We start from the raw sequence: 22,129 nt of genomic DNA, 5'->3' as shown, positions 1-22,129 counted from the left end.
CTTTCAAAATATAGATATAAAATCATCACACAAAGTTTGAAACGTAAAACTTTGTAGCTGTTTAAAAAGTTGATAAAGCTAAAAACTAAATACACCGCGATAATAAAAATTTATATCGTGAGTAGATGCTGAAAATAATTGTGAAATTAATTCTGTATGCATTGTGTAATCTCAAGTTAAAAGCGTAAGTAAATATAATAAGAGCATTTGGTGGATGCCTTGGCACTAGAAGGCGATGAAGGACGTAATACGCTGCGATAAGCTTCGGGGAGTTGCGAATAAACTTTGATCCGAAGATTTCCGAATAGGGAAACCCACCTAATTTATTAGGTATTGTATAGTGAATACATAGCTATATGAGGCAAACCCAGCGAACTGAAATATCTAAGTAGCTGGAGGAAAGGACATCAACCGAGACTCCGTTAGTAGTGACGAGCGAACGCGGACCAGGCCAGTGGCTTCAAAAAAATAACTAAAACAACATGGAAAGGTTGACCATAGAGGGTGATAGTCCCGTATAGGTAAAAAGTTTGAAGTCCTTGAGTAAGGCGGGACACGTGAAATCCTGTTTGAACATAGGGGGACCACCCTCTAAGCCTAAGTACTCTCTAGTGACCGATAGTGAACAAGTACCGTGAGGGAAAGGTGAAAAGTACCCCGACAAGGGGAGTGAAATAGTATCTGAAACCAAATGCTTACAAGCAGTCGGAGCAAGCGTATTTATATGTCTTGTGACGGCGTACCTTTTGTATAATGGGTCAGCGACTTAGTTTATCTAGCAAGCTTAAGCCGTTAGGTGTAGGCGTAGCGAAAGCGAGTCTGAATAGGGCGTTTAGTTAGATGAATTAGACCCGAAACCGGGTGATCTAGCCATGGCCAGGTTGAAAGCGGAGTAAAATCCACTGAAGGACCGAACCCACTACTGTTGAAAAAGTAGGGGATGAGCTGTGGTTAGGGGTGAAAGGCCAATCAAACTCGGATATAGCTGGTTCTCCGCGAAATCTATTTAGGTAGAGCGTTATAGCGATTACCATCGAAGGTAGAGCACTGAATGAGCTAGGGGGTCCCACAGACTTACCAAACTCAATCAAACTCCGAATGTCGATGAGTACAGCATAGCAGACAGACTATGGGTGCTAAGGTCCATAGTCGAGAGGGAAAAAGCCCAGACCGCCATCTAAGGTCCCTAAATCATGACTAAGTGTTAAAGGATGTGAGAAGACCAAAACAACTAGGATGTTGGCTTAGAAGCAGCCATCATTTAAAGAAAGCGTAATAGCTCACTAGTCTAAATAAGTTTTCTTGCGCCAACAATGTAACGGGGCTCAAGTCATGTACCGAAGATGCGGATTTATGCATTTGGCATAAATGGTAGCGGAGCGTTCCGTAAGCCTGCGAAGGTGAACCGTAAGGTTTGCTGGAGGTATCGGAAGTGAGAATGCTGACATAAGTAGCGATAAAGAATGTGAGAAACATTCTCGCCGAAAGTCCAAGGGTTCTTGCGTAAAGTTAATCTGCGCAAGGTTAGTCGGCCCCTAAGATGAGGCTGAAAGGCGTAATCGATGGGAATCAGGTTAATATTCCTGAACCTGAAGGATGTGACGAAAATAGTAAATTGTACAGTCTTATTGGATTGATTGTGCGGTGAATGTTTTCCAGGAAATAACACCTTCATTATAGACCGTACCCGAAACCGACACAGGTGGACAGGTAGAGTATACCAAGGCGCTTGAGAGAACGATGCTGAAGGAACTAGGCAAATTGCATCTGTAACTTCGGAAGAAAGATGACCTGTATATGGGCAACCATGTGCAGGTGGCACAAGCTAGGGGGTAGCGACTGTTTATTAAAAACACAGGGCTCTGCAAAGTCAATAGACGACGTATAGGGTCTGACGCCTGCCCAGTGCTGGAAGATTAAAAGGAGGGGTGCAAGCTCTGAATTGAAGTCCCAGTGAACGGCGGCCGTAACTATGACGGTCCTAAGGTAGCGAAATTCCTTGTCGGGTAAGTTCCGACCCGCACGAATGGCGTAACGATTTCCCCACTGTCTCCAGTATCGACTCAGCGAAATTGAATTCTCCGTGAAGATGCGGAGTTCCCGCGGTCAGACGGAAAGACCCCGTGAACCTTTACTATAGCTTTGCACTGGTGTTAGGAATCAGATGTGCAGGATAGGTGGAAGACTACGAAGCGAAGGCGTCAGCCTTTGTGGAGTCACCCTTGAGATACCACCCTTTTGGTTCTTGACATCTAACCGAGATCCTTGAATCAGGATCCGAGACAATGCATGGTGGGTAGTTTGACTGGGGCGGTCGCCTCCCAAAGAGTAACGGAGGCGCGCGATGGTTAGCTCAAGTTGGTCGGAAATCAACTTTTAGAGTGTAATGGCATAAGCTAGCCTGACTGCGAGTCTGACAAGACGAGCAGAGACGAAAGTCGGTCATAGTGATCCGGTGGTCCCGAGTGGAAGGGCCATCGCTCAACGAATAAAAGGTACTCCGGGGATAACAGGCTGATGATTTCCAAGCGTCCATAGCGACGAAATCGTTTGGCACCTCGATGTCGGCTCATCACATCCTGGGGCTGGAGAAGGTCCCAAGGGTTCGGCTGTTCGCCGATTAAAGTGGTACGTGAGCTGGGTTTAGAACGTCGTGAGACAGTTCGGTCCCTATCTGCCGTGGGTGTAGGAAGTTTGAGAGGATCTGCCTTTAGTACGAGAGGACCGAGGTGGACGTACCCCTGGTGGACCAGTTGTCGTGCCAACGGCACAGCTGGGTAGCTAAGTACGGAAGGGATAACTGCTGAATGCATCTAAGCAGGAAACCCCCCTCAAAACTAGACTTCCCCATTAGAGCCGTGGAAGACCACCACGTTGATAGGTCGGGTGTGGAAGCACAGTAATGTGTGTAGCTAACCGATACTAATAGCTCGATTGATTTACTTTGCTGTGAGATTACATATGCATATAGTGTTAATGTTATAAGAGTATAGTATCTATTCACAAAATTATCAGGTTAAATAGCTTTTTATCAACTAATAAAAATGTTATTGCATAACTAATGTTATACTGTAGCCCTGCCACGATATCCAGCGAAAATTATTTTGCTGAGTATCGTAGTAAAAGTTAAGATATGATATTAAGAATTTTTTTGAGTTGTGCAACAACATTAACAGCAAACTATAATACAAATCTATCTTTTTAAAAGTTTGTATTGCTAGCTTGGTGGTTATAGCATGAGTGAAACACACGATCCCATCCCGAACTCGAACGTGAAACCTCATAGCGCTAATGGTACTATGTCATAAGGCATGGGAGAGTAAGTCGCTGCCAAGCTTGTAATGCAAATTTTTAATTATCTTTCTTTCTCTATATTAGTAATGTTTACGCATTAAAAAATAAACATCAATTTATTTCCATGGAGTCGCTAAAATCTAACATAGAAATTAAAAAGCTATTTAAAGAAAAAAAATACTGGTCAATTTATTTTAGAGTTACCAAACGGCACAGTAATTAATGAAGGTGGAATTTTAACTCAAGAAGGTTATATTCTACAAGATACTCAAACAAGCTTAGGTGATCAACATAGTTTATTAAAAAAACGAGATATTAATACTGAAAATCCTTTATATTTTAATGGACAATTAGCAGTAATTTCATCTTCTGGTTCTGAAAATTGGTATCATTGGCTGCTACAAATTTTGCCTAGATTAATTGTATTAAAAGAATCAGCTCTTGAATATGATCGTATCTATATTAATAATTTAAAATATTCATGGCAAATTAAGTCATTAGAAATAGTATTAAATTATTTAAATATACCGGAAGATAAGTTTTTTGTAGTAAATAGTGACTGTATAATTCAAGCTACTAGACTAATTGTTCCATCTGTACCGTTTATTCCGGTAAAAGGTACACCTTTGCCTTTATGGTTAAAAAAAGATTTAAGAAATATTTTTATTAAAGATAATGGTAAAGCATACGATAAAATATATCTTTCTCGTAAATACGCTTCTACCAGAAAAATAGTTAATGAAGAGGAATTAATAGAAAAAATTTAGAGATCCGGTTTTAAAGTAATATATCTAGAGCTATCCTTCCCGTATAAACAGGCCCAGCTTTTTAATAAAGCAAAAATAATAGTTGGATCGCACGGATCAGGATTTGCTAACTTTATTTTTGCGGCTCCAAAATGCAAAGTAGTAGAGATTGATCACGGTACAACTCCCTCTAGAAGTTTTTATAAAAGAATGGAAAATTATATGTCATGCGATTATTATCCTTTTTATGTAGATCAGACAACAGAAGAGCATTTAGAAGACAATATAAAGATCAATATTGATGAATTTATTAAGTTTCTTAGAGGTCATCTGTAAATAAATTTTAATTAGTAATTAAAGAGTTTTTTTAGCGAAAATTGAAGTTAATTCTTAAAATCATTATTTAATAAATAAGATTCGCTATTCATTTCATTTAGTCTTGAAGTAGTGCGTTTAAATTCTGCGGCTCGTGCTGAACCTTGATATATTTTATTTGGGTTATCTTCTAGGCTCATAAATAAGAGTATTTTATAGAAATAGGCATTATCGATAAAGTTGATAAATCTAATGGCTGTATTTGTATCGTTAGCATCGATAGTATGAACGTTCCCCACTATAATAACGTTGAAATTTTGGCAAATATTAACATAATCGATATAGCTTAAGTCTCTTGTAAATAATTCATTATAATCTGTTACTAATATTCTTTTATGCACTTTTTGAAAGGATATTTCTCGACCTAGAACCTGTATATTTTGAGAAGCAAGATTATTATCACTAATATCCGTGATAATTTTTTCAAGTTTGTTTTGGTTTTCTAAAGTTAAAGGATAAATTATCCTTGCCTCTTTAACTCTTAACGCCTTATCAAATCGATAATCATGTTGATTATCTAGATATTTAACATAAAATGTATTATTGATTATCTTTATAAAAGGTAAGAAAGATTCTCGTTGTAATCCGTCTTTGTACATATTATTGGGACTCGTGTTAGAAGTTATAAAAATAAAAATATTTTGTTTTATTAATTCATTAAATAATCTACCGATTATCATTGCATCAGTAATATCTTTAATTTCAAACTCATCTATACATAACACTTTAGTTTGTTTAGCATAGTTTTTAGCAATTTTATTGATGATATCTTTCTGATTTGCTGTTTGTAATTTATGCATAGATTTATGAATTTCCTGCATAAAGTTCTGATAATGTATTATTATTTTAGGTGTGGTTAATTCTTCAAAAAAAGAATTCATGAGCATAGTTTTACCGCTGCCCACCGGACCGTATAAATAAATTCCGCTTTTTAAGTTGTTTTGATTAAAGAATTTGAATAAACTTTTAGGCTTATTAAGTGCTGTTGCCAGCTGTTTTAATTCTTCTCGTAAAGCAGTTTGTTTTGAATCTCGTATTAATAAATTAGAGTATTTAATCATCTAAAATATTTTTTATCTAGTTTGTTATAGGTTTTTTCTAAAATGTCGTTCCTAGCTAAAAGCAGGAAGGCTTTGTTACGTGGATCAATTTCACCTCCGTCATCCCGTGGTTTGACCACGGGATCCAGTGAAAAATGCTAACCTTTAGCATTTTTTGTTATTTTTGCTAGATTGCCACGCTCCTTTTAGTTGCTTGCAATGACGGTTGTGATTATCATTTCCTACATAAAAGCGTTGCATCGCCGTAGCTAAAAAAACGCATTGCTTCTTTTATAGCATATTTATATAATTCATGCATCTCTTTAAATCCGGCAAAAGCACATATAAGCATAAATAAAGTCGATTTAGGAAAATGGAAATTAGTAAGCAGCATATCGGCTGTTTGAAATTTAAAACCTGGGGTTATGAAAATATCGGTTTCAAAGCTACCTGCTTTTATGATGCCGTTATTGCAAGAACTTTCAAGTGTTCTAAGTGTTGTAGTGCCGACTGCGATAATACGTTTCCCTTCTTGCTTTGCTTTATTTATGATTTCAGCAGTGTCAGGAGTAATAGAGCAATATTCGGTATGCATTTTATGTTCATGAATATTTTCGGTTTTTACAGGTAAAAAAGTTCCAGCTCCCACATGTAATGTTAAAAATGTAGCTTGTATGCCTTCTGCCTTAAGCTTATCAAGTATATCCTTTGTAAAATGCAAACCTGCCGTCGGTGCTGCAACTGAACCTTCTATTTGGCTATAGACAGTTTGATAGCGGTCGTTGTCGTTTTGAGTGTTTGTCATCCCGTGGTTTGACCACGGGATCCAGTCATTATTTAAATATTTTTTGGATCCCGTGGTCGTAGCCACGGGATGACATAATGAGTGTGAACGCCTAATATAAACCGGTAGCGGCATCTCACCGTATTTATTTAAGAACTCGAATACAGAAATATCATTAAGTTCAAATTTTACTTTAATCTCACCCATTGCAAGTTTTTCGGTAATAATTACCTTATGATTATCAAAATAAAATTCATCATTTACATGAAGCTTTCGAGCTGGTTTAGCAAAAGCCGACCAACTATCATCTGATAATTTTTGATTCAAATTTATTGTAACATTTTTCCCCAAATTTAACTTTGCTTTTATTACCTTACTATTATTAAAGACTAATAAGTCCCCTTCTTTTAAGTAATCTATTATGTTGTAGAATTTGGTTTTAATAGGCGGCGTAACAGCAATTAGTAAATCTGAGTTATCACGTTCACTAGATGGATATTGTGCGATCAGTTCGCTTGGTAAATCAAAGTCAAAATCAGATAGTTTCATTGTTTAAATATTAGTGGCTAAAAAAGTGATTATAACAGCATATGACAATATTTAATATAATATTTTAGTTTATTGATTGCTTACTAATAAATAAACTATTTGTTGATAAAATGATTTTTTTCTGTACGATACAAAATACTATCAATTGAATCATTAAGGGAAATACTATGATAACCGATGATATAATTAGAAATAAATTTCATGAGATATTAAGCAGTAAAGATATAGAAGAACAGCAAAATATGGAATTTAATAATATATATAAAATAAAAAGATATGAATTTTTTAGAGAAAGTTTTGTCAAAGAATTCAAAGCTTTGATTGAAGATCCAAATACAAATATTTCTAGTGTGTCCAATATTACTGCACTGTAGATAAAATAGCAAGATCTCCTGACACTGCTATAGTTAAAGCAATTTGTCAAGGTGATTATGATTTAGTTGATAGTATGTTAACCTCTTTAAATATTGATCCAAATACAGAAGTATATACATTGGAAGGTGAGGCTAAATCTTTTTTATATTTTGCGTGTCATAATCATCAGAAAGGGATAGTAAGGCTTCTACTTGCAAAAGGTGCAAATATAATCCTTGACCACAACAGCGGCATGACCGTTTTTCACACTGCCCTAACAGCTCAACATTTTGATATGGCAGCATTTCTAATTGAAAATGGTGCGGATCCTAATTACGTAAAAGGTGACAATATGACTTATTTAGAAATATGTACGTTCCTATACCTAAATATAGCCATGGTAACTAAATTGCTCGCTTATGGTGCTAATATGGAATTTATCCGTTGTGAAAAAACCGCATTTAAAAGTTTAGTAGACCTAACTAGAGAGCTTAATGATAGGAAGCAGAGTACAGATATGGTAAAAGTATTTGTACAATATGGTGCTAATTCGGATATACTCGATCTTGACGGTCAAATGGTCCGTGACAAGGAAGCAATTTATGAACCTCTGAAAGCTCTTTTAACGCTTGAATCCGTATTTCGTAAGAATGATTACAAGAAAATTAAGGCTATTGACAAGAAAGATTTAGCTGCATTTGTTCAATGGAAAGCAGCAATATTACCGGTTGTAAAAGATATTTCTAAGGATGAGTATATAAAACGCCTATTAGAACTATATAAATTTTCAAATCAAATGAGTTTGGATTCGGATGATTCTATACAACCATTAATAGAATTAGAGGAAAAGATAGCTAAATTGATACCGCCTTTAGAGTTTTTATGCATTTTAAAAATTGAAGATATTATTTATAGTAACGCTACAGATAAGATAGAATTACCTGAGAGTGCAATAAAAGCGATGACAGAGTACGGACTACTGTAAGTTGAAGAAATAGGAAAAATAGTGGCTCATAATGATTTAGTTTCAAGGTTGAGGCTGGTATTATGTCATTCCTGCTTTCGCAGGAATGACATAATACCTGGGTAATACCTCCTCACACTATTAACCCTTTAACTTGAGAGTTCCATAATTTTTGATATAGCTTACTATTTTTTAGTAATTCTGTATGGCTACCGTCATCGATTATACTTCCCTTTTCAAAAACTAAAATTCTATCCATATTGAGTAAAGTAGATAATCTGTGGGCAATGACTATCACGGTTTTATTTTGCATTAAATAATCCATTGATTCTTGAATCAGGCTTTCCGTCTCGCTATCTAAGCTACTTGTTGCTTCATCGAGAATTAAAATAGGAGCATTTTTTAATATGGCTCTTGCTATGATAATTCTTTGACGCTGACCGCCTGATAAGTTATTCCCCCGTTCACCGCACATAGTATCGTAACCGTCCGGTAGATTATCGATAACATCATGAATATGTGCAGCTTTTGCTGCTTCTATAACCTCCTCAAGAGTAGCTTCTTTTTTCCCGTATCTGATATTGTCCAAAATGGTACGATGAAAAAGCACCGGTTCTTGAGGTATAAGGCTAATGGCTTTTCTTAAAGAATCTTGAGTTACGTTTTTAATATTTTGATTATCTATTAAAATCATTCCTTCTTCTATATCATGTAACCTAGTGAGTAAACTAATAAAAGTGGTTTTCCCTGAACCTGAAAATCCAATTAGTCCTATTTTTTGTTTACTCGGTATTAATACCGATTTATTATAAAATAGATTGTTATTATGATGATAATTAAATGTAACATTTCTAAATTCAATAACCCCTTCTTTGATATCTAATGGAGTAGCGTTTTCAATATCAGTTATAATATGCGGTGCCATTAAAGATAAGCCTTGATTAAATGCCCCGACCTGCTCGAACATATCACCGATTTCTTGCGTTAAATCCCAAATATCGTCTGCTACATTTATACATAATGTTAGCACTAATACGCAATCACCTATGCTTATAGATAATTCGCTACGAAGTTTAGATAAATAATAAATCATTATAAAAATCATTATTGAACAAGAAGTCCCAAGAGCATAACGCAATTTGAACATAAAGAATTGCATAGTCTGCTCATCGGCTATGGCATTTTCTACTCTTGTTTCTAGATGTTGACGTTCAAATTTATGGGCTGTAAACATTCTAACCGCATTAATGTTGCTGATTGCATCTACGATACTACCGGCAACAAAAGATTGGCTTCTAGCATAATTTAATGAGTATTTATTGATTTTATCGGAGAAAAGAACACTAAGTCCTAAAAAAACCGTAATCCATAAAATAAATATCGTAGCAAAAACGTAATGTACCGAATATAAAGCAATTAATGCAAATACAATAATAGCGAGTTTACGAAGAATTTTTTCACCGAATATTGAAATAATCATCTCAAACGATCTTGCAGTTTCGGTAATACGATTGCTAATATGTCCTGCTAGATTATCCTGAAAGAATTTATGGCTATGATATTGGGTATAATTATAAAGTTCATTTAGTATTTTCCCTTTTATTACGGGCATAGTCTTGAGATACAAATAATCATATGAACGATATGCTATATTAATACTCTCCCACCAAAGAGCATAAAATACTGCCCAGTAAATCATGGAAGATAAAAGATTATTAGCGTTCTTATCGCTGAAAGATTCTATTAAATCAATGATTTTCTGAAGTAATATACTATCAATCGCCGGAATCATACCGAGTAAAATACAAATTACAGTCAATAAAGTCATTTTAACTTTATCGAATTTTAAAAAATAAATACCTAAGCTAAATGTTGATTTAGATAAAGTAGGGTATTTTATCACGATAATGTACCTCGATTTTAAAATAATGTATTAATTCGTGTTATTTTGGAGCATATTTTAATTTAATTATTTTAAAATATACCTAAAAATATTAAATCTGTGGAAAAATAATAAACAAGCCTTGCTTCTTACCTTAAATAATGCTACAAAATTCAGAAAATAACTTCAACATCATTAGAAATGCAAGAAAAGGAATTATCTAATAATTTTTTAGAAGAACAAGAAAAGTCTAAGGAAGACGATTCTCCGTTCTTTGATGTAAAATATATTTGTCAAGCAAGTTTATTAATTACGGATTCTATCCGAAAAGGGTATGATGTAACGCAATTGCCCAATGGTGATATTAATGTTACAGAAGTAAGAATAGTAAATGTTCATTATAATTGGAACTCCGAAAAAGGAAAATTTGTTAAAACTAATCAGATAGAATTTAATAATAGCAAAGGTTGATAATGAAATCAAATACTGTATACTCGTTTAATTTGAAAAGTTGGCTACGTCGTCCTATAAGTACTGTGGTACTCACGTATTAAGTATACGTTATTACACTGGGAGTATATTGTTATTGTCACAAAGTTTATTATCTTAAAACAGCAGCCTAAATATGGAATTTGATCAAGGATTATTATCAAGGATTCAATTTGCTTTTACCATAAGTTTTCATATAATATTCCCTGCTTTTACTATAGGGCTTGCAAGCTTTTTAGCGGTAATTGAAGGGTTATGGTTGAAAACAAAAAAGCCGGTTTATCAAGAAATATACAAATTTTGGGTGAAGATTTTTGCCGTTACTTTCGGTATGGGGGTAGTTTCGGGTGTTGTAATGTCTTATCAATTCGGTACTAACTGGTCGCATTTTTCAGATAAGGTTGGAAATGTCCTCGGTCCGCTTCTCGGTTTTGAAGTATTTACTGCCTTTTTCCTCGAATCTTCTTTTTTAGGTATAATGTTATTCGGCTTTAATAAAGTCAGTAAAAAAGTACATTTTATTTCTACGTTAATAGTTGCCGTTGGTACTGTAATCTCAGCTTTTTGGATACTTGCAGCTAGTAGCTGGATGCATACGCCTGCTGGTTTTGAACTGCGAGGCGAAGGATTCTTTTATCCTTTAAATTGGCTAGAAATTATCTTTAACCCTTCTTTCCCATATCGCTTTTTCCATATGATTACGGCGGCTTATTTAACTACTTCTTTTGTTATCGGTGGTGTAGCTAGCTTTTATTTACTAAATAATCGTTATAAAGAGCATGCTAAAATTATGCTTTTTATGGCGGTGTTAATGGCGTTAATCGTTGCACCTATTCAAATAGTTATTGGTGATCTGCATGGTTTAAATACTCTTAAATATCAGCCGGTCAAGGTCTCGGCTATGGAAGGTATTTGGAATACAGAAAAAGGGGCAGCTTTTAATCTTATCGGCTTTCCTGACGGGGAAGAAGAAAAAACAAAATATGCTGTAGAAATACCTTATGCTAGTAGTTTAATCTTAACGCATAGTTTAGACGGTGAAGTGAAAGGATTAAAAGAATGGACAAAAGAAGAGCGTCCGCCAGTTGCAGTAGTATTTTTTAGCTTTCGTATTATGGTAGGAATCGGTTGCTTAATGGTATTTATAGGTATTGTAGGGTTATATCTTTACTTGAAGAAAAGATTATATACTACGCATTGGTTTCAATATTGGTATATATTAATGTCACCTTCAGGTTTTATAGCAGTACTTGCCGGTTGGTTTGTAACCGAGGTAGGTAGACAACCTTATATAGTATATAATATTTTAAAAACCGTGGATACGGTATCACCGGTACTCGGCAAATATGTATTTATTTCTCTAATTGCTTTTATAGTAGTGTATGTGATCATTTTCGGAGCGGGTATATATTATATAATGTATTTGATAAAGAAAGGTATAGAAGTGATAGATAATAAAGAAATGTACGGAGAGAGTGGTTTGAATAACCCATTATTAGAAAAGTAATAAGCTTATGTTAAATTTTGCACCTTATATAGATTTACCGCTTGTTTGGGGTGGGCTTATAGCTACCGCTATTTGTTTATATGTTTTATTAGACGGTTTTGATTTAGGAGTAGGAATCTTATTTCCGTTTGCACCTACCGATGATTGCCGTCATAAAATGATCAATTCTATTGCTCCTGTTTGGGACGGTAACGAAACTTGGTTAGTACTTGGCGGCGGTGGTTTATTTGCGGCTTTCCCGTTGGCATATTCGCTATTAATGCCGGCTTTATATATTCCTATTATATTGATGTTACTCGGTCTAATATTTCGTGGTGTAGCTTTTGAATTCCGTTTTAAGGCTCATATAGGTCATCGTTATATTTGGGACTACGCTTTTCATTTCGGTTCTATGCTTACTGTTTTTTGTCAAGGTTTAATGCTTGGTACGTTTGTCCAAGGCATAGAGATAGAAGGACGAGAATTTGTAGGAGGGAGCTTTGATTTTCTTACTCCCTTTTCCGTTATGACGGGGATAGCATTAATATTCGGTTATGCACTATTGGGTGCTACTTGGCTTATTCTGAAAACAGAAAAGACAACACAAGATTGGGCTTATAAATCTGTTTTATATATTTTATTTTACGTTGCACTTTTTATGGGGCTTGTAAGCTTATGGGTTCCTTTCTTAAATAACCACATAAATCATCGTTGGTTTAGTGTACCTAATATTTACTATTTATCTATTGTACCTATTGTAACTGCTTTAATATTTATCAAGTTAATTAAAGCCGTTAAGCAGAAAAAAGAAGTAAAGCCGTTTATTTATACGATCTTGTTATTTTTATTAGGATATTTAGGGCTCGCGATAAGCATATGGCCATATATCGTTCCTTATAAAGTTACGCTTGAAACTGCAGCAGCAGCACCGGAGTCACAGTCTTTACTGTTGATAGGGGCTGGGATATTCCTACCTGTCATACTTGGCTACACATTCTATTGTTATTATATATTCCGTGGCAAATCATCTCATCATCCGATATATTAAAAAATTTAAGAAAATAACCTCTTGTCTCAAAGGATGGCAATGGTTTATTATCCTATGGCTTAGCGGATTATTATCCACATTACTTTTAACTTATGTAGTTAAGCTGGTGTTTAGGGTGATAGTAGGAATATAACCTTGACAAAACGTACTGTTTATAGTACGTTATTAATATTAAGTCTCACTAATTATAAGGAAAAAATAATGGAAATATATAATACAAGTGAAGCAAGAAGTAAGCTTTATAAACTTATAGATTATGTTTCTGATGTACACAAACCTGTTTATATTAAAGGTAAAAGAAATAATGTAGTTATAATTTCAGAAGAAGATTATCGTAATATGGAAGAAACTTTATATTTATTATCTATTCCAAATATGCATAAGTCTCTAATTGAAGGACGAGCAGAGCCTATAGCAAAGTGTAGCGATAAATTAAATTGGTAATTTTTTATAAATGTATATAATTCGTTATACTACACAAGCACAAAAAGATGCTAAGAAAATAGTGCAAGCCGGTTTAAAGAATAAAGTAGAAGTTTTATTAAACATAGTTAGTACTGATCCTTGGAAAATTTACCCTCCATATGAAAAGCTCGTTGGTGACTTTAGCGGTTGCTATTCAAGAAGAATTAATATTCAACATAGGTTGGTTTATGAAGTTTATAAACAAGAAAAAGTTGTAAAAATTCTTAGAATGTATACGTATTATGAATAAGTCATTAACTGAAAAAATCTCAGCATTTATTATTACCAAAAATGAATCCGCAAGGGTAGCACGAGCTATAAATAGCGTAAAAAATATTACTGATGAGGTGATAGTAGTCGATAGCGAAAGTACTGATGATACGGTAGCAATAGCTGAAAAATTAGGAGCAAAGGTAGTAATAAAACCGTGGCTTGGTTATGTAGGACAGAAATCTTTTGCCGAAAGCCTTTGCGTAAATGATTGGGTTCTTAATATTGATGCCGATGAGGAGTTGTCTAAAGAGTTACAAGACGAAATAGAGTATATTTTTGCTTCTCATAATCAAGATCGTTATTTAGCTTATCAAATGAAGCTGTTAATAATGCATCGTAATGACCAAAAGCCACGAATGTTTGCTCCATTTAATAAATGTACTCGGTTGTATAATAAAAAATTTGCAAGCTTTGCAAATACCGTAAATAGTACTACTCATGATTCGGTAATATTTAATAAAGATGTTGATTTTGCAGGTAAAATTTATCTATTAAATGAAGCTGCTTATCATTATTCGGGTACTTCAATTGAGCAGTTGGTCACTAAAGCAAATTTTTATTCTAGCGAGCAAGCAAAAGATTTAGTTAAGCAAGGAAAAAAGCTTTCAAATTTTCGTTTAACAACTGAAATGATATGGTGGTTTTTTAAAGCGTTTTTTATCAGACGCTATTTTGTATTTGGTTTTGACGGTTTTATAGATTCAATAATTTTTGCTTTTGCAAGATTTCTAAGGCTTACGAAGTTAAGAGAGTCATCGCTTAAATCAAAAAACGTCATTGCGAGCGACTATAAGGAGCGTGGCAATCTCATGAAGTAATATAAAATTCCTGAGATTGCCACGTCGATGCTATGCGTCTCCTCGCAATGACGATTTAGAAAATAAAAGATAAATTATGAAAGAAAATTTTAATGTTAGTAAATTAAAAAACGGTTTGACAATTTTAACATATAATATGCCTTATGTTAATTCGGTAGCAATAAATTTAATTGCTAAAGTTGGAGCACGTTATGAGAATGCAGAAGAGGACGGCATATCTCACTTTCTTGAGCATATGGCTTTTAAAGGTACAAAAACTAGAACGGCAAAACAGATAGCGGAAGCGTTTGACTCTATAGGTGGACATTTTAATGCCTATACCGGTCATGAGAATACGGTATATTATGCACGAGTCTTGTCTGAAAATTGTGATAAAGCACTTAATATACTTGCCGATATAATTCAAAATTCTATTTTTGCTGATGAGGAAATAGCTAAGGAATATCAGGTGATCATGCAGGAAATTGCTCATCATCAGGATAATCCAGATGACCTAGTATATGAGAAATTTTATAATAAAGTTTATAGAGAACAACCGTTGGGTAAGTCAATCTTAGGTACTGCTAAAACCCTTGCAACTTTTACGAAAGAACATTTTTTTAATTTTATAGATAAACATTATAATGCTGAAAATCTCTATTTATCAATTGCCGGTAATATTGATCATGATAAAATAGTAATTATAGCGGAACAGTTATTTTCTTCTTTGAAGCAAGGAGTAAAAAGTAGCTTTATTCCAGCAAAATATATAGGTGGGAACGGCTTTATTAATAAGGAGTTAGAGCAAACTAGTTTAGTGCTAGGGTTTGAAGGTACATCATATATTAATTTAGAAAAGCTTTACCAAACCCATCTACTTTCTATAATATTCGGTGGCGGTATGTCATCGCGTTTATTTCAAAGTATTCGTGAGAAATTAGGTTTAGCATATGCAGTAGGTAGTTATAATAGTGCTTATTTTGATAGTGGAGTGTTTACAATTTATGCATCCACTGCACATGATAAATTAGAATTATTATATAGAGAGATTAAAAACGAAATAATAAAAATGACTGAACAAGTAAGCACAGAAGAGATTCTTAGAGCTAAAACACAACTGCGTAGTAATTTACAAATGGCTCAAGAGAAAAATACCTATAAGTCAGAAGAAATAGGTAAAAATTATTCTGTTTTCGGCCAATATATTTCTCCTGAAGAGATTATGGAAATTATCATGAGCATAAAAGCTGATGATATTATTAATACGGCAAATAAAATATTTAGTGGTACTACTACGTCGGCAATTATCGGTCCGAATGATCTTCAGGGATTTTAATGATATGCTTGTGTGGATACCAGAGTCGTCATTGCGAGCGGCCGTAGGCTGCGTGGCAATCTCATGAAATAATAACAAGTTCCTGAGATTACTTCGTAATTTTCTCGCAATGACGAGGAAAATGAATTTTGAGACAAATAAATGAAAAAAAAATTATATGAAGGTTCAAGTAAAATTTTATATTCTGCCGCAGAAGATTTTTTACTTATAATGGCTTTTTCCGATAAGGCTATTTTAGAAACAGGTGAGATTGTTGATATATCAGGTAAAGGAGTACTTAATAATAATATTTCTTCCTTTCTAATGGATAAACTGGAAATGATCGGCATTGAAAATCATTTTATCGAAAAAATAAATATGAGGGAGCAATTAATTCAATATGTTGAGGTTTTCCCGATACAAGTCATAATATCATCAGTAGCGTGCAGTAGATTTGTAAAAGAATTCGGAATTGATGAAGGGTATGTATTTGATAAACCTATCATTGATTTTAAGGTCCGAAGTCGTGAATTTAAATACCCGATAGTTAATGAGTATCAAATATTAAATTTCGGCTGGTTAACTAGGGATGAAATTAAAGCGGTAAAAGAGCAGGCTTTGCGTATATATGATTTTCTAAGCGGCTTATTTATCGGTGTCGGGATTCGGCTTGTTGAGTGTAAATTAGAATTTGGGCGTGTGTTTAACGGTGAAGAATCTATCATTATGTTAACTGATGAAATTAGTCCGGATAATTGTAGATTATGGCATATTAACAGTAATGAAAAATTGGGATTTGAATTGCTTGAAAAAGAACCAAATAAGGTTTTTGAATCATATCAGCTAATAGCTGATCGTTTAAAAGAAAAATAAATATATTTTTTAAGCGATATATGCTATTTTGGACTGTTTAAGGTTTTATTACAAAGTTCGGTTTTTCGTCATTGCGAGGAAAATTACAAAGTAATTGACGAAGCAATCTCAGGAACTTGTTATTATTTCATGAGATTGCCACGCAGCCTACGGCTGCTCGCAATGACGATTAGGTGTCTACGCAGGAACAACATTTCTGATTTTTAATAATTTTTTACAGTAAAAAAGATGAAAATACGATTTATTATAATAAGCTTTATAGCTCTAATCCTAGTAGGGTGGGGATATGCTGCCTATAAATTTGAACATCAAAGTAAAGAAAATATTATCTCTATTCTTGATAAATATGAAGAATATATAACTTATGATGCAATAAAAGTTAATAAATATGGATTTAGTGTTACTTTAAATAAAGTAATGTTAAAACCTATAGATTTTTATTTTGATGAAATAGTTATTAGACATATACCGTTTTTGAATATTACAAGAATTGATTCTTACGGCAATAATGTAAAAATTACTACCGCTCAAGATGAAAAAAATATTTTTTACTCACCTGATCATCATACAACAATTTGGTTTAGAAAATCTTTGTTTAATAGAGAGCCTGATTATTGGAAATTAAGCTTGAGTGACAATAAATCAACGCTTTATAGTTCGCTAGATGCAGAAAAATTAGCAGAGAGTGATATTAGTAATTCTGTAATTACTAATACTAAGACATCGGATAACCTTAATTTGTTAATTTTGGATGGAAAAAATACTGTTTCTTTTATTTCTGAAAAGTACAGAAGAAATTTATATGATAAAATTTTTGAATTTTTGAGAGATCAAATAGCTAATGACTCTGATACTGCTTTCTTTGAGTATGGTTTGACAAAGCTAGATATATTGAATTTACCTATTTCTTACAATTCCAAATTAAAACTAAAATATAGTGATGAGTTAGTAGCACTTGGGAAATTATTAATTCAAAATTTTTCTCTAGATCAAAAGCAAGATAAGAATATGCATGCTGTTATTTTTATGCAGATGTTAGGAGAATTAGTAAAAGGTAAGCCGTTTTTATTTGCTTGTGATATTGAAAGAAAAGGAAAAGTAGAAAGTTATTTATATAAATTAAATATAAAAAAAGATAAAATTTTTGATTTTGCTTTAAATATTAAATCTACTATAGAACCTTCTGAAACATACCAAAAAACGGCAGCTGAAGCTTTAGGAAGCTACTTTAGTAATAGTTTAAACAAAAAAGCTAAGTTAGATAAAATTTTTAAACTAACTAGCCCTATTACTCAAGAAGATGGGGAAAGAGTAATGGGTGTTTTTGCAAAAATAAATAATTCCGAATTTAATTTAAAAGGTGAGTTTGATCCTGAAGCAAAAAAATTATCCGGTAAAACTAATCTTGTAATGGATGATTTTAATTTTGCTATTGATATTGATATGCCTACTATAGATAATCCTCTGAATCTAGAAAGCGTAATAAAATTATCGGATCCGAGTGCGGTTATAAATAATTTTGTGCATTATACTAATAATGCTATTGTACCGGTGCTTAATAAAATAGAAGATTCTAAGGAATTTGCTTTAAATCTAGGAAAACAATCTTCAGTAATAAAGCAATACGGCTTTAGGGCAATAGAAGTTTTTAGTAAAAATTCTGAATTAAAAGACGGTGAATCTTTAGTCGTGTATGTAAAAAGTAAAGACGCCGGACTAACCTTTAACGATAAAGCTATTGATCAGATCCTTAGTGATACAAGAGTATTAGAATTTATGAATGCCATGGCTATGATAGATCAAGACAGAAAGTAGTCTAAGTGTCATTCCTGCTTTTGCAGGAATGAAATAAGAGCTACGAGATAAGGTCTACAAGTAAAAAATTTGAAGAAAAAATAAGTTATAAAAGAATGATTAATATTTCCTTTCCCGATGGGAGTATAAAACAATTTGCAAAAAACATTACCGCCTATGAAGTAGCAAGTGCAATTTCAATGTCACTTGCTAAAGCAGCAATGGTTGCTGAAATAAACGGTGAGCTTCAAGACTTAAGTATCGTAATTGAAAATGATTGCAAGCTTCGTATTTTAACTGCGAAAGATCCTGAATGTCTCGAGATAATAAGGCACGATGCGGCACATTTAACAGCAGAAGCAGTAAAGGAACTATTCCCTGAAACTCAGGTAACGATTGGTCCTGCAATTGAAGACGGTTATTATTACGATTTTGCTCGTGATAAACCTTTTACCACTGATGATTTAGCCGTTATAGAAGCTAAAATGCAAGAACTTTCGCAAAAGAACGAGCAAGTAACAAGAGAGCTATGGGATAGGGATAAAGCCGTAGAGTTTTTTAAATCGATAGGAGAGCATTATAAAGCCGAAATTATTGATTCAATTCCGGCAGGTGAGCCAATTACTTTATACAGGCAAGGCAATTTTATTGATCTATGCCGAGGCCCACATGCTCCTTCTACAGGGGGTGTTAAGCATTTTAAGTTGATGAAAGTTGCAGGAGCGTATTGGCGAGGTGATAGTCGTAATGAGATGTTGCAGCGTATATACGGCACTGCTTGGGCCACGAAGGAGCAGCTAGATAGTTACCTCTTGATGCTTGAAGAAGCCGAAAAGCGTGATCATAGAAAGCTTGGGCGTGAGCTTGATTTATTCCACTTCCAAGAAGAAGCTCAAGGAATGGTATTTTGGCATGATAAAGGCTGGAGTATATATAATACCATTGAGCAGTATATTAGGAAAAAGATTCGTAAAAACGGTTATATCGAAGTTAAGACTCCTGTTTTGGTTGATAAAAGCCTTTGGGAGGCTTCAGGACATTGGGAAAAGTTTCGTGATGATATGTTTGCGTTAGAAACAGACAACAAGACATTAGCTTTGAAGCCGATGAATTGCCCTTGCCACGTGCAGATTTTCAAACAAGGTATCAAGAGTTACCGTGATTTACCTCTTCGTATGTCGGAGTTTGGTTTGTGCCATCGTAATGAGGCATCCGGTGCGTTGCATGGTTTAATGAGAGTGCGGAGTTTAGTGCAAGACGATGCACATATATTTTGTGCTGCGGAACAAATTACCGATGAAACGGTTAATTTTTGTAAATTACTGACTGAAGTTTATAAGGATTTCGGCTTTACTGATATAAAGGTAAAATTCTCTGATCGTCCTGAAATCAGAGCAGGGAGCAATGAAGTTTGGGATAAGGCTGAGAATGCTTTAAAAGAAGCAGTAGAACAAGCAGGGTTTACTTATACACTCAACCCGGGCGAGGGGGCATTTTACGGTCCGAAGCTTGAGTTTGTATTAACCGATGCGATAGGGCGGCAATGGCAATGTGGTACGCTTCAGATGGATTTTGTTTTGCCGGAGCGGTTAGACGCTAGCTATGTTGCAGCAAGCGGAGAGAAAAAAAGACCCGTAATGCTACATAGAGCGATCCTTGGCTCACTTGAGCGTTTTATTGGTATATTGATCGAAGAATATGCAGGTAGGTTTCCGCTTTGGCTTGCACCAGTGCAGGTTGCTATTGCAACTATTACCAGCGATTTGAACGATTATGCTTTGGAAGTGCAGAAAGCTTTAATTGATAACGGGGTAAGAACGGATTTTAATATCTCACCTGATAAAATTAACTATAAGATTCGTGAGTTTTCTAATCAAAAAATACCGATGATTGCAGTAATCGGTAAACAAGAGCAAGAAAATAAACAAGTAGTGATTAGAAGGCTCGGAACTACTGACCAAGAAGTATTATCTGTTAAGCAGTTAATAGCTGTGGTTAAAGAAGAGAATGAGAAATATTTGTAGATTTTAAATCTAAAGGATTATATAAGATAATAATACGTATCATAGGGATATGATATCCTAATTAGGAAAAAATCCTAAGGAGATTATGTGAGAACTATTATTAATATAGCTGATTCGCAAATTAAAATTCTAGATAAACTATCCAAGAAAAAAATATCAAGAGATAAAACTATTGGGCAAGCTTTAACTAGTTACATTGCTAGTAATGATCACAATAATAAGGCATTTGAAAACGCTTTTGGACTCTGGAAAGATAAAAATCTAGATAGTTTAGAATATCAGGCTAAATTACGTAATGAGTGGAACGAATGAAAGCTACCTTTGATACTAATATATTAATAGATTATCTACAATAATGTCATTCCGTTGATCGCACATGGGTGACAACTTAAGGATCGATGTCATTCACGCGAAGGCAGGAATCCAGGGTAAAGCAAGATAAATCGAGCTTTCCAAAAAAATCTTTTAGACCAAGATTTTTTTTATAAATTTTACTTTTCAAATAAAGCTTTAAGGTACTGGATTCCCGCTTTTGCGGGAATGACATAAGAGTCATGCAACAAGGGCACGCAGGTATGATATGAAACGGGCCATGTAATAAGGCCGCTTTTATCTAAGAATTATATTTCTCAACTTATGAAAATCAAAACTTATCCTGTTTCTTTTTTATGGTCTGTTATAAAGCCGTATAAATATTGGTATTTTGTTATGATGCTTGGGCCTATTGCAAGCGGCTTTCATCCTATTATATATAATTATGCCGTAAAGCTTTTGCTTGATTTATTTACCCAAAATGAAAAGATTATATTTGCTCAAAGTTATAAACCGATAATATGGTTTGTAGCAGCACAAGCTATACTTGATGGTGCTTGGCGTGCTCATAGCTTTGCACAACTTAAAGCAATGCCTCATATCTTTCAAGGCATAATTATTATAAAATGCACCAAGCAATCGAGTATCAATTAAGCAAACCGTTATTAATTACCTTGCTTCCCAACTATGTATTGCACTGGGTCTTACTAATATTAAAGTATTTGTTGTCATTAGTACCTTTATGGCTATTGACTTATCGCTTGCTTTACAGTTTTTTACTAAACTTGCTAAAATGGAACAAGATAAGCAAGATTCTTGGTAGCTGATTGTATTATAAACATCTTTTTTTTCGTTTGCAGCAAAGCAGCGAGAATTAAATAAAGTAAATGATTATTACCATAATGTACATATTGCTTTTATTGTGTCCCTTACTTTTTTAGTTACTGAAAATTCGTGGCATGCCACTATGGAACTTAAAGACTTTTTAGAAGATATAGCCGCGTTTCGCTCCGCCTTTACAATAATGCAAATCCCACAAGATATAAAAAATGCTGCTGAATTAAAAATCTTCAAAGGGGAGATTATATTTAAGGATATATCGTTTGCTTATAAAGAGGGGAGTAGTGTATTCCAGTCTCTTAATTTGTATATTAAAGCCGGTGAGAAAGTGGGTATTGTCGGGCATGCAGGTAGCGGTAAATCCACTTTAATTGTATTATTATTGAAAAATTTTAAGCCGGAATTGGCAATATTATAATCGATAA

19 protein-coding genes, 2 rRNA genes and 1 pseudogene are annotated in these 22,129 nt (G+C 34.1%); 19 read left to right on the top strand and 3 right to left on the bottom strand.

The features are described from left to right. The first annotated feature begins 186 nt into the window (after positions 1-186). The 4 genes and pseudogenes from GCO76_RS03545 (at position 187) to GCO76_RS03530 (ending at position 4,376) form a co-directional block, all read left to right on the top strand. A 23S ribosomal RNA gene (locus GCO76_RS03545) occupies positions 187-2,947 on the top strand. A 274-nt stretch (positions 2,948-3,221) separates the two neighbouring features. Beyond that, positions 3,222-3,336, top strand: a 5S ribosomal RNA gene (rrf, locus tag GCO76_RS03540). A 365-nt stretch (positions 3,337-3,701) separates the two neighbouring features. Then, a pseudogene (locus GCO76_RS03535) lies at positions 3,702-4,145 on the top strand (glycosyltransferase family 61 protein); the annotation flags it as partial. Between the two features lie 105 nt (positions 4,146-4,250). Continuing rightward, positions 4,251-4,376, top strand: a complete 126-nt coding sequence (locus GCO76_RS03530) for a hypothetical protein (protein WP_323811190.1) — start codon at positions 4,251-4,253, stop codon at positions 4,374-4,376. A 47-nt stretch (positions 4,377-4,423) separates the two neighbouring features. Here the strand turns inward: GCO76_RS03530 and zapE are convergent, their stop codons facing one another. Together zapE and queA are read right to left on the bottom strand one after the other, a co-directional pair. Continuing rightward, positions 4,424-5,476, bottom strand: coding sequence for a cell division protein ZapE (zapE, locus tag GCO76_RS03525; protein WP_410956184.1), 1,053 nt, complete (start codon positions 5,474-5,476; stop codon positions 4,424-4,426). A gap of 214 nt (positions 5,477-5,690) precedes the next feature. Continuing rightward, positions 5,691-6,788 (bottom strand): tRNA preQ1(34) S-adenosylmethionine ribosyltransferase-isomerase QueA, encoded by a 1,098-nt coding sequence (gene queA / locus GCO76_RS03520; RefSeq protein WP_045805349.1) that lies wholly within the window; start codon positions 6,786-6,788, stop codon positions 5,691-5,693. A 167-nt stretch (positions 6,789-6,955) separates the two neighbouring features. On the opposite strand from queA, the gene GCO76_RS03515 reads away from it, so the two are divergent. Together GCO76_RS03515 and GCO76_RS03510 are read left to right on the top strand one after the other, a co-directional pair. After that, positions 6,956-7,162: a hypothetical protein gene (locus tag GCO76_RS03515; protein ID WP_410956183.1), complete on the top strand. Its 207-nt coding sequence runs from the start codon at positions 6,956-6,958 to the stop codon at positions 7,160-7,162. A 74-nt stretch (positions 7,163-7,236) separates the two neighbouring features. Next, the gene (locus GCO76_RS03510) at positions 7,237-8,127 is read left to right on the top strand and encodes an ankyrin repeat domain-containing protein (protein ID WP_410956182.1); all 891 of its coding nucleotides are present in this window, start codon (positions 7,237-7,239) and stop codon (positions 8,125-8,127) included. A 112-nt stretch (positions 8,128-8,239) separates the two neighbouring features. Here GCO76_RS03510 and GCO76_RS03505 read toward each other — a convergent pair whose 3' ends face one another. Further along, on the bottom strand, positions 8,240-10,009 hold the full coding sequence (locus tag GCO76_RS03505) for an ABC transporter ATP-binding protein (protein WP_410956181.1): 1,770 nt from the start codon (positions 10,007-10,009) through the stop codon (positions 8,240-8,242). A gap of 180 nt (positions 10,010-10,189) precedes the next feature. Between GCO76_RS03505 and GCO76_RS03500 the strand changes: the two genes are divergently transcribed. The 13 genes from GCO76_RS03500 (at position 10,190) to GCO76_RS03440 (ending at position 22,122) form a co-directional block, all read left to right on the top strand. Further along, a complete protein-coding gene (locus GCO76_RS03500) occupies positions 10,190-10,459 on the top strand; it encodes a DUF2671 domain-containing protein (RefSeq protein WP_014013989.1) in 270 nt (89 codons plus the stop codon). A 154-nt stretch (positions 10,460-10,613) separates the two neighbouring features. After that, the gene (locus GCO76_RS03495; protein ID WP_410956180.1) at positions 10,614-11,984 is read left to right on the top strand and encodes a cytochrome ubiquinol oxidase subunit I; all 1,371 of its coding nucleotides are present in this window, start codon (positions 10,614-10,616) and stop codon (positions 11,982-11,984) included. A gap of 7 nt (positions 11,985-11,991) precedes the next feature. Further along, positions 11,992-13,011 (top strand): cytochrome d ubiquinol oxidase subunit II, encoded by a 1,020-nt coding sequence (gene cydB, locus GCO76_RS03490; RefSeq protein WP_410956179.1) that lies wholly within the window; start codon positions 11,992-11,994, stop codon positions 13,009-13,011. A 201-nt stretch (positions 13,012-13,212) separates the two neighbouring features. Next, positions 13,213-13,455 (top strand): type II toxin-antitoxin system Phd/YefM family antitoxin, encoded by a 243-nt coding sequence (locus GCO76_RS03485; RefSeq protein WP_014013992.1) that lies wholly within the window; start codon positions 13,213-13,215, stop codon positions 13,453-13,455. A 10-nt stretch (positions 13,456-13,465) separates the two neighbouring features. Next, positions 13,466-13,726 carry a Txe/YoeB family addiction module toxin gene (locus GCO76_RS03480; protein ID WP_410956178.1) on the top strand — a complete coding sequence of 87 codons (261 nt, stop codon included), beginning with the start codon at positions 13,466-13,468 and terminating at the stop codon, positions 13,724-13,726. After that, the gene (locus tag GCO76_RS03475; RefSeq protein WP_410956177.1) at positions 13,719-14,567 is read left to right on the top strand and encodes a glycosyltransferase family 2 protein; all 849 of its coding nucleotides are present in this window, start codon (positions 13,719-13,721) and stop codon (positions 14,565-14,567) included. Before GCO76_RS03480 ends, GCO76_RS03475 begins: the two co-directional genes overlap by 8 nt. 76 nt (positions 14,568-14,643) lie before the next feature. Next, entirely contained in the window at positions 14,644-15,882 is a 1,239-nt protein-coding gene (locus GCO76_RS03470) for a M16 family metallopeptidase (RefSeq protein ID WP_103897225.1), read from the top strand. 141 nt (positions 15,883-16,023) lie between these two features. Further along, positions 16,024-16,734, top strand: a complete 711-nt coding sequence (locus GCO76_RS03465) for a phosphoribosylaminoimidazolesuccinocarboxamide synthase (RefSeq protein ID WP_410956176.1) — start codon at positions 16,024-16,026, stop codon at positions 16,732-16,734. A gap of 228 nt (positions 16,735-16,962) precedes the next feature. Further along, positions 16,963-18,549 carry a phosphoribosylaminoimidazolesuccinocarboxamide synthase gene (locus GCO76_RS03460; RefSeq protein WP_410956175.1) on the top strand — a complete coding sequence of 529 codons (1,587 nt, stop codon included), beginning with the start codon at positions 16,963-16,965 and terminating at the stop codon, positions 18,547-18,549. Between the two features lie 95 nt (positions 18,550-18,644). Then, the gene (thrS, locus tag GCO76_RS03455; protein ID WP_410956174.1) at positions 18,645-20,552 is read left to right on the top strand and encodes a threonine--tRNA ligase; all 1,908 of its coding nucleotides are present in this window, start codon (positions 18,645-18,647) and stop codon (positions 20,550-20,552) included. Between the two features lie 87 nt (positions 20,553-20,639). Then, positions 20,640-20,864: a hypothetical protein gene (locus tag GCO76_RS03450; protein WP_103897223.1), complete on the top strand. Its 225-nt coding sequence runs from the start codon at positions 20,640-20,642 to the stop codon at positions 20,862-20,864. 324 nt (positions 20,865-21,188) lie between these two features. Further along, a complete protein-coding gene (locus GCO76_RS03445; protein WP_410956173.1) occupies positions 21,189-21,518 on the top strand; it encodes an ABC transporter ATP-binding protein in 330 nt (109 codons plus the stop codon). A 514-nt stretch (positions 21,519-22,032) separates the two neighbouring features. Then, on the top strand, positions 22,033-22,122 hold the full coding sequence (locus GCO76_RS03440; RefSeq protein WP_158306280.1) for a hypothetical protein: 90 nt from the start codon (positions 22,033-22,035) through the stop codon (positions 22,120-22,122). Positions 22,123-22,129 lie beyond the last annotated feature (7 nt).

The organism is Rickettsia koreansis (assembly GCF_046532895.1).
Taxonomy (GTDB): Bacteria; Pseudomonadota; Alphaproteobacteria; order Rickettsiales; family Rickettsiaceae; genus Rickettsia; species Rickettsia rickettsii.
The sequence above is the reverse complement of the archived record's forward strand: the minus strand, read 5'-3'. Positions and strand labels throughout refer to the sequence as shown.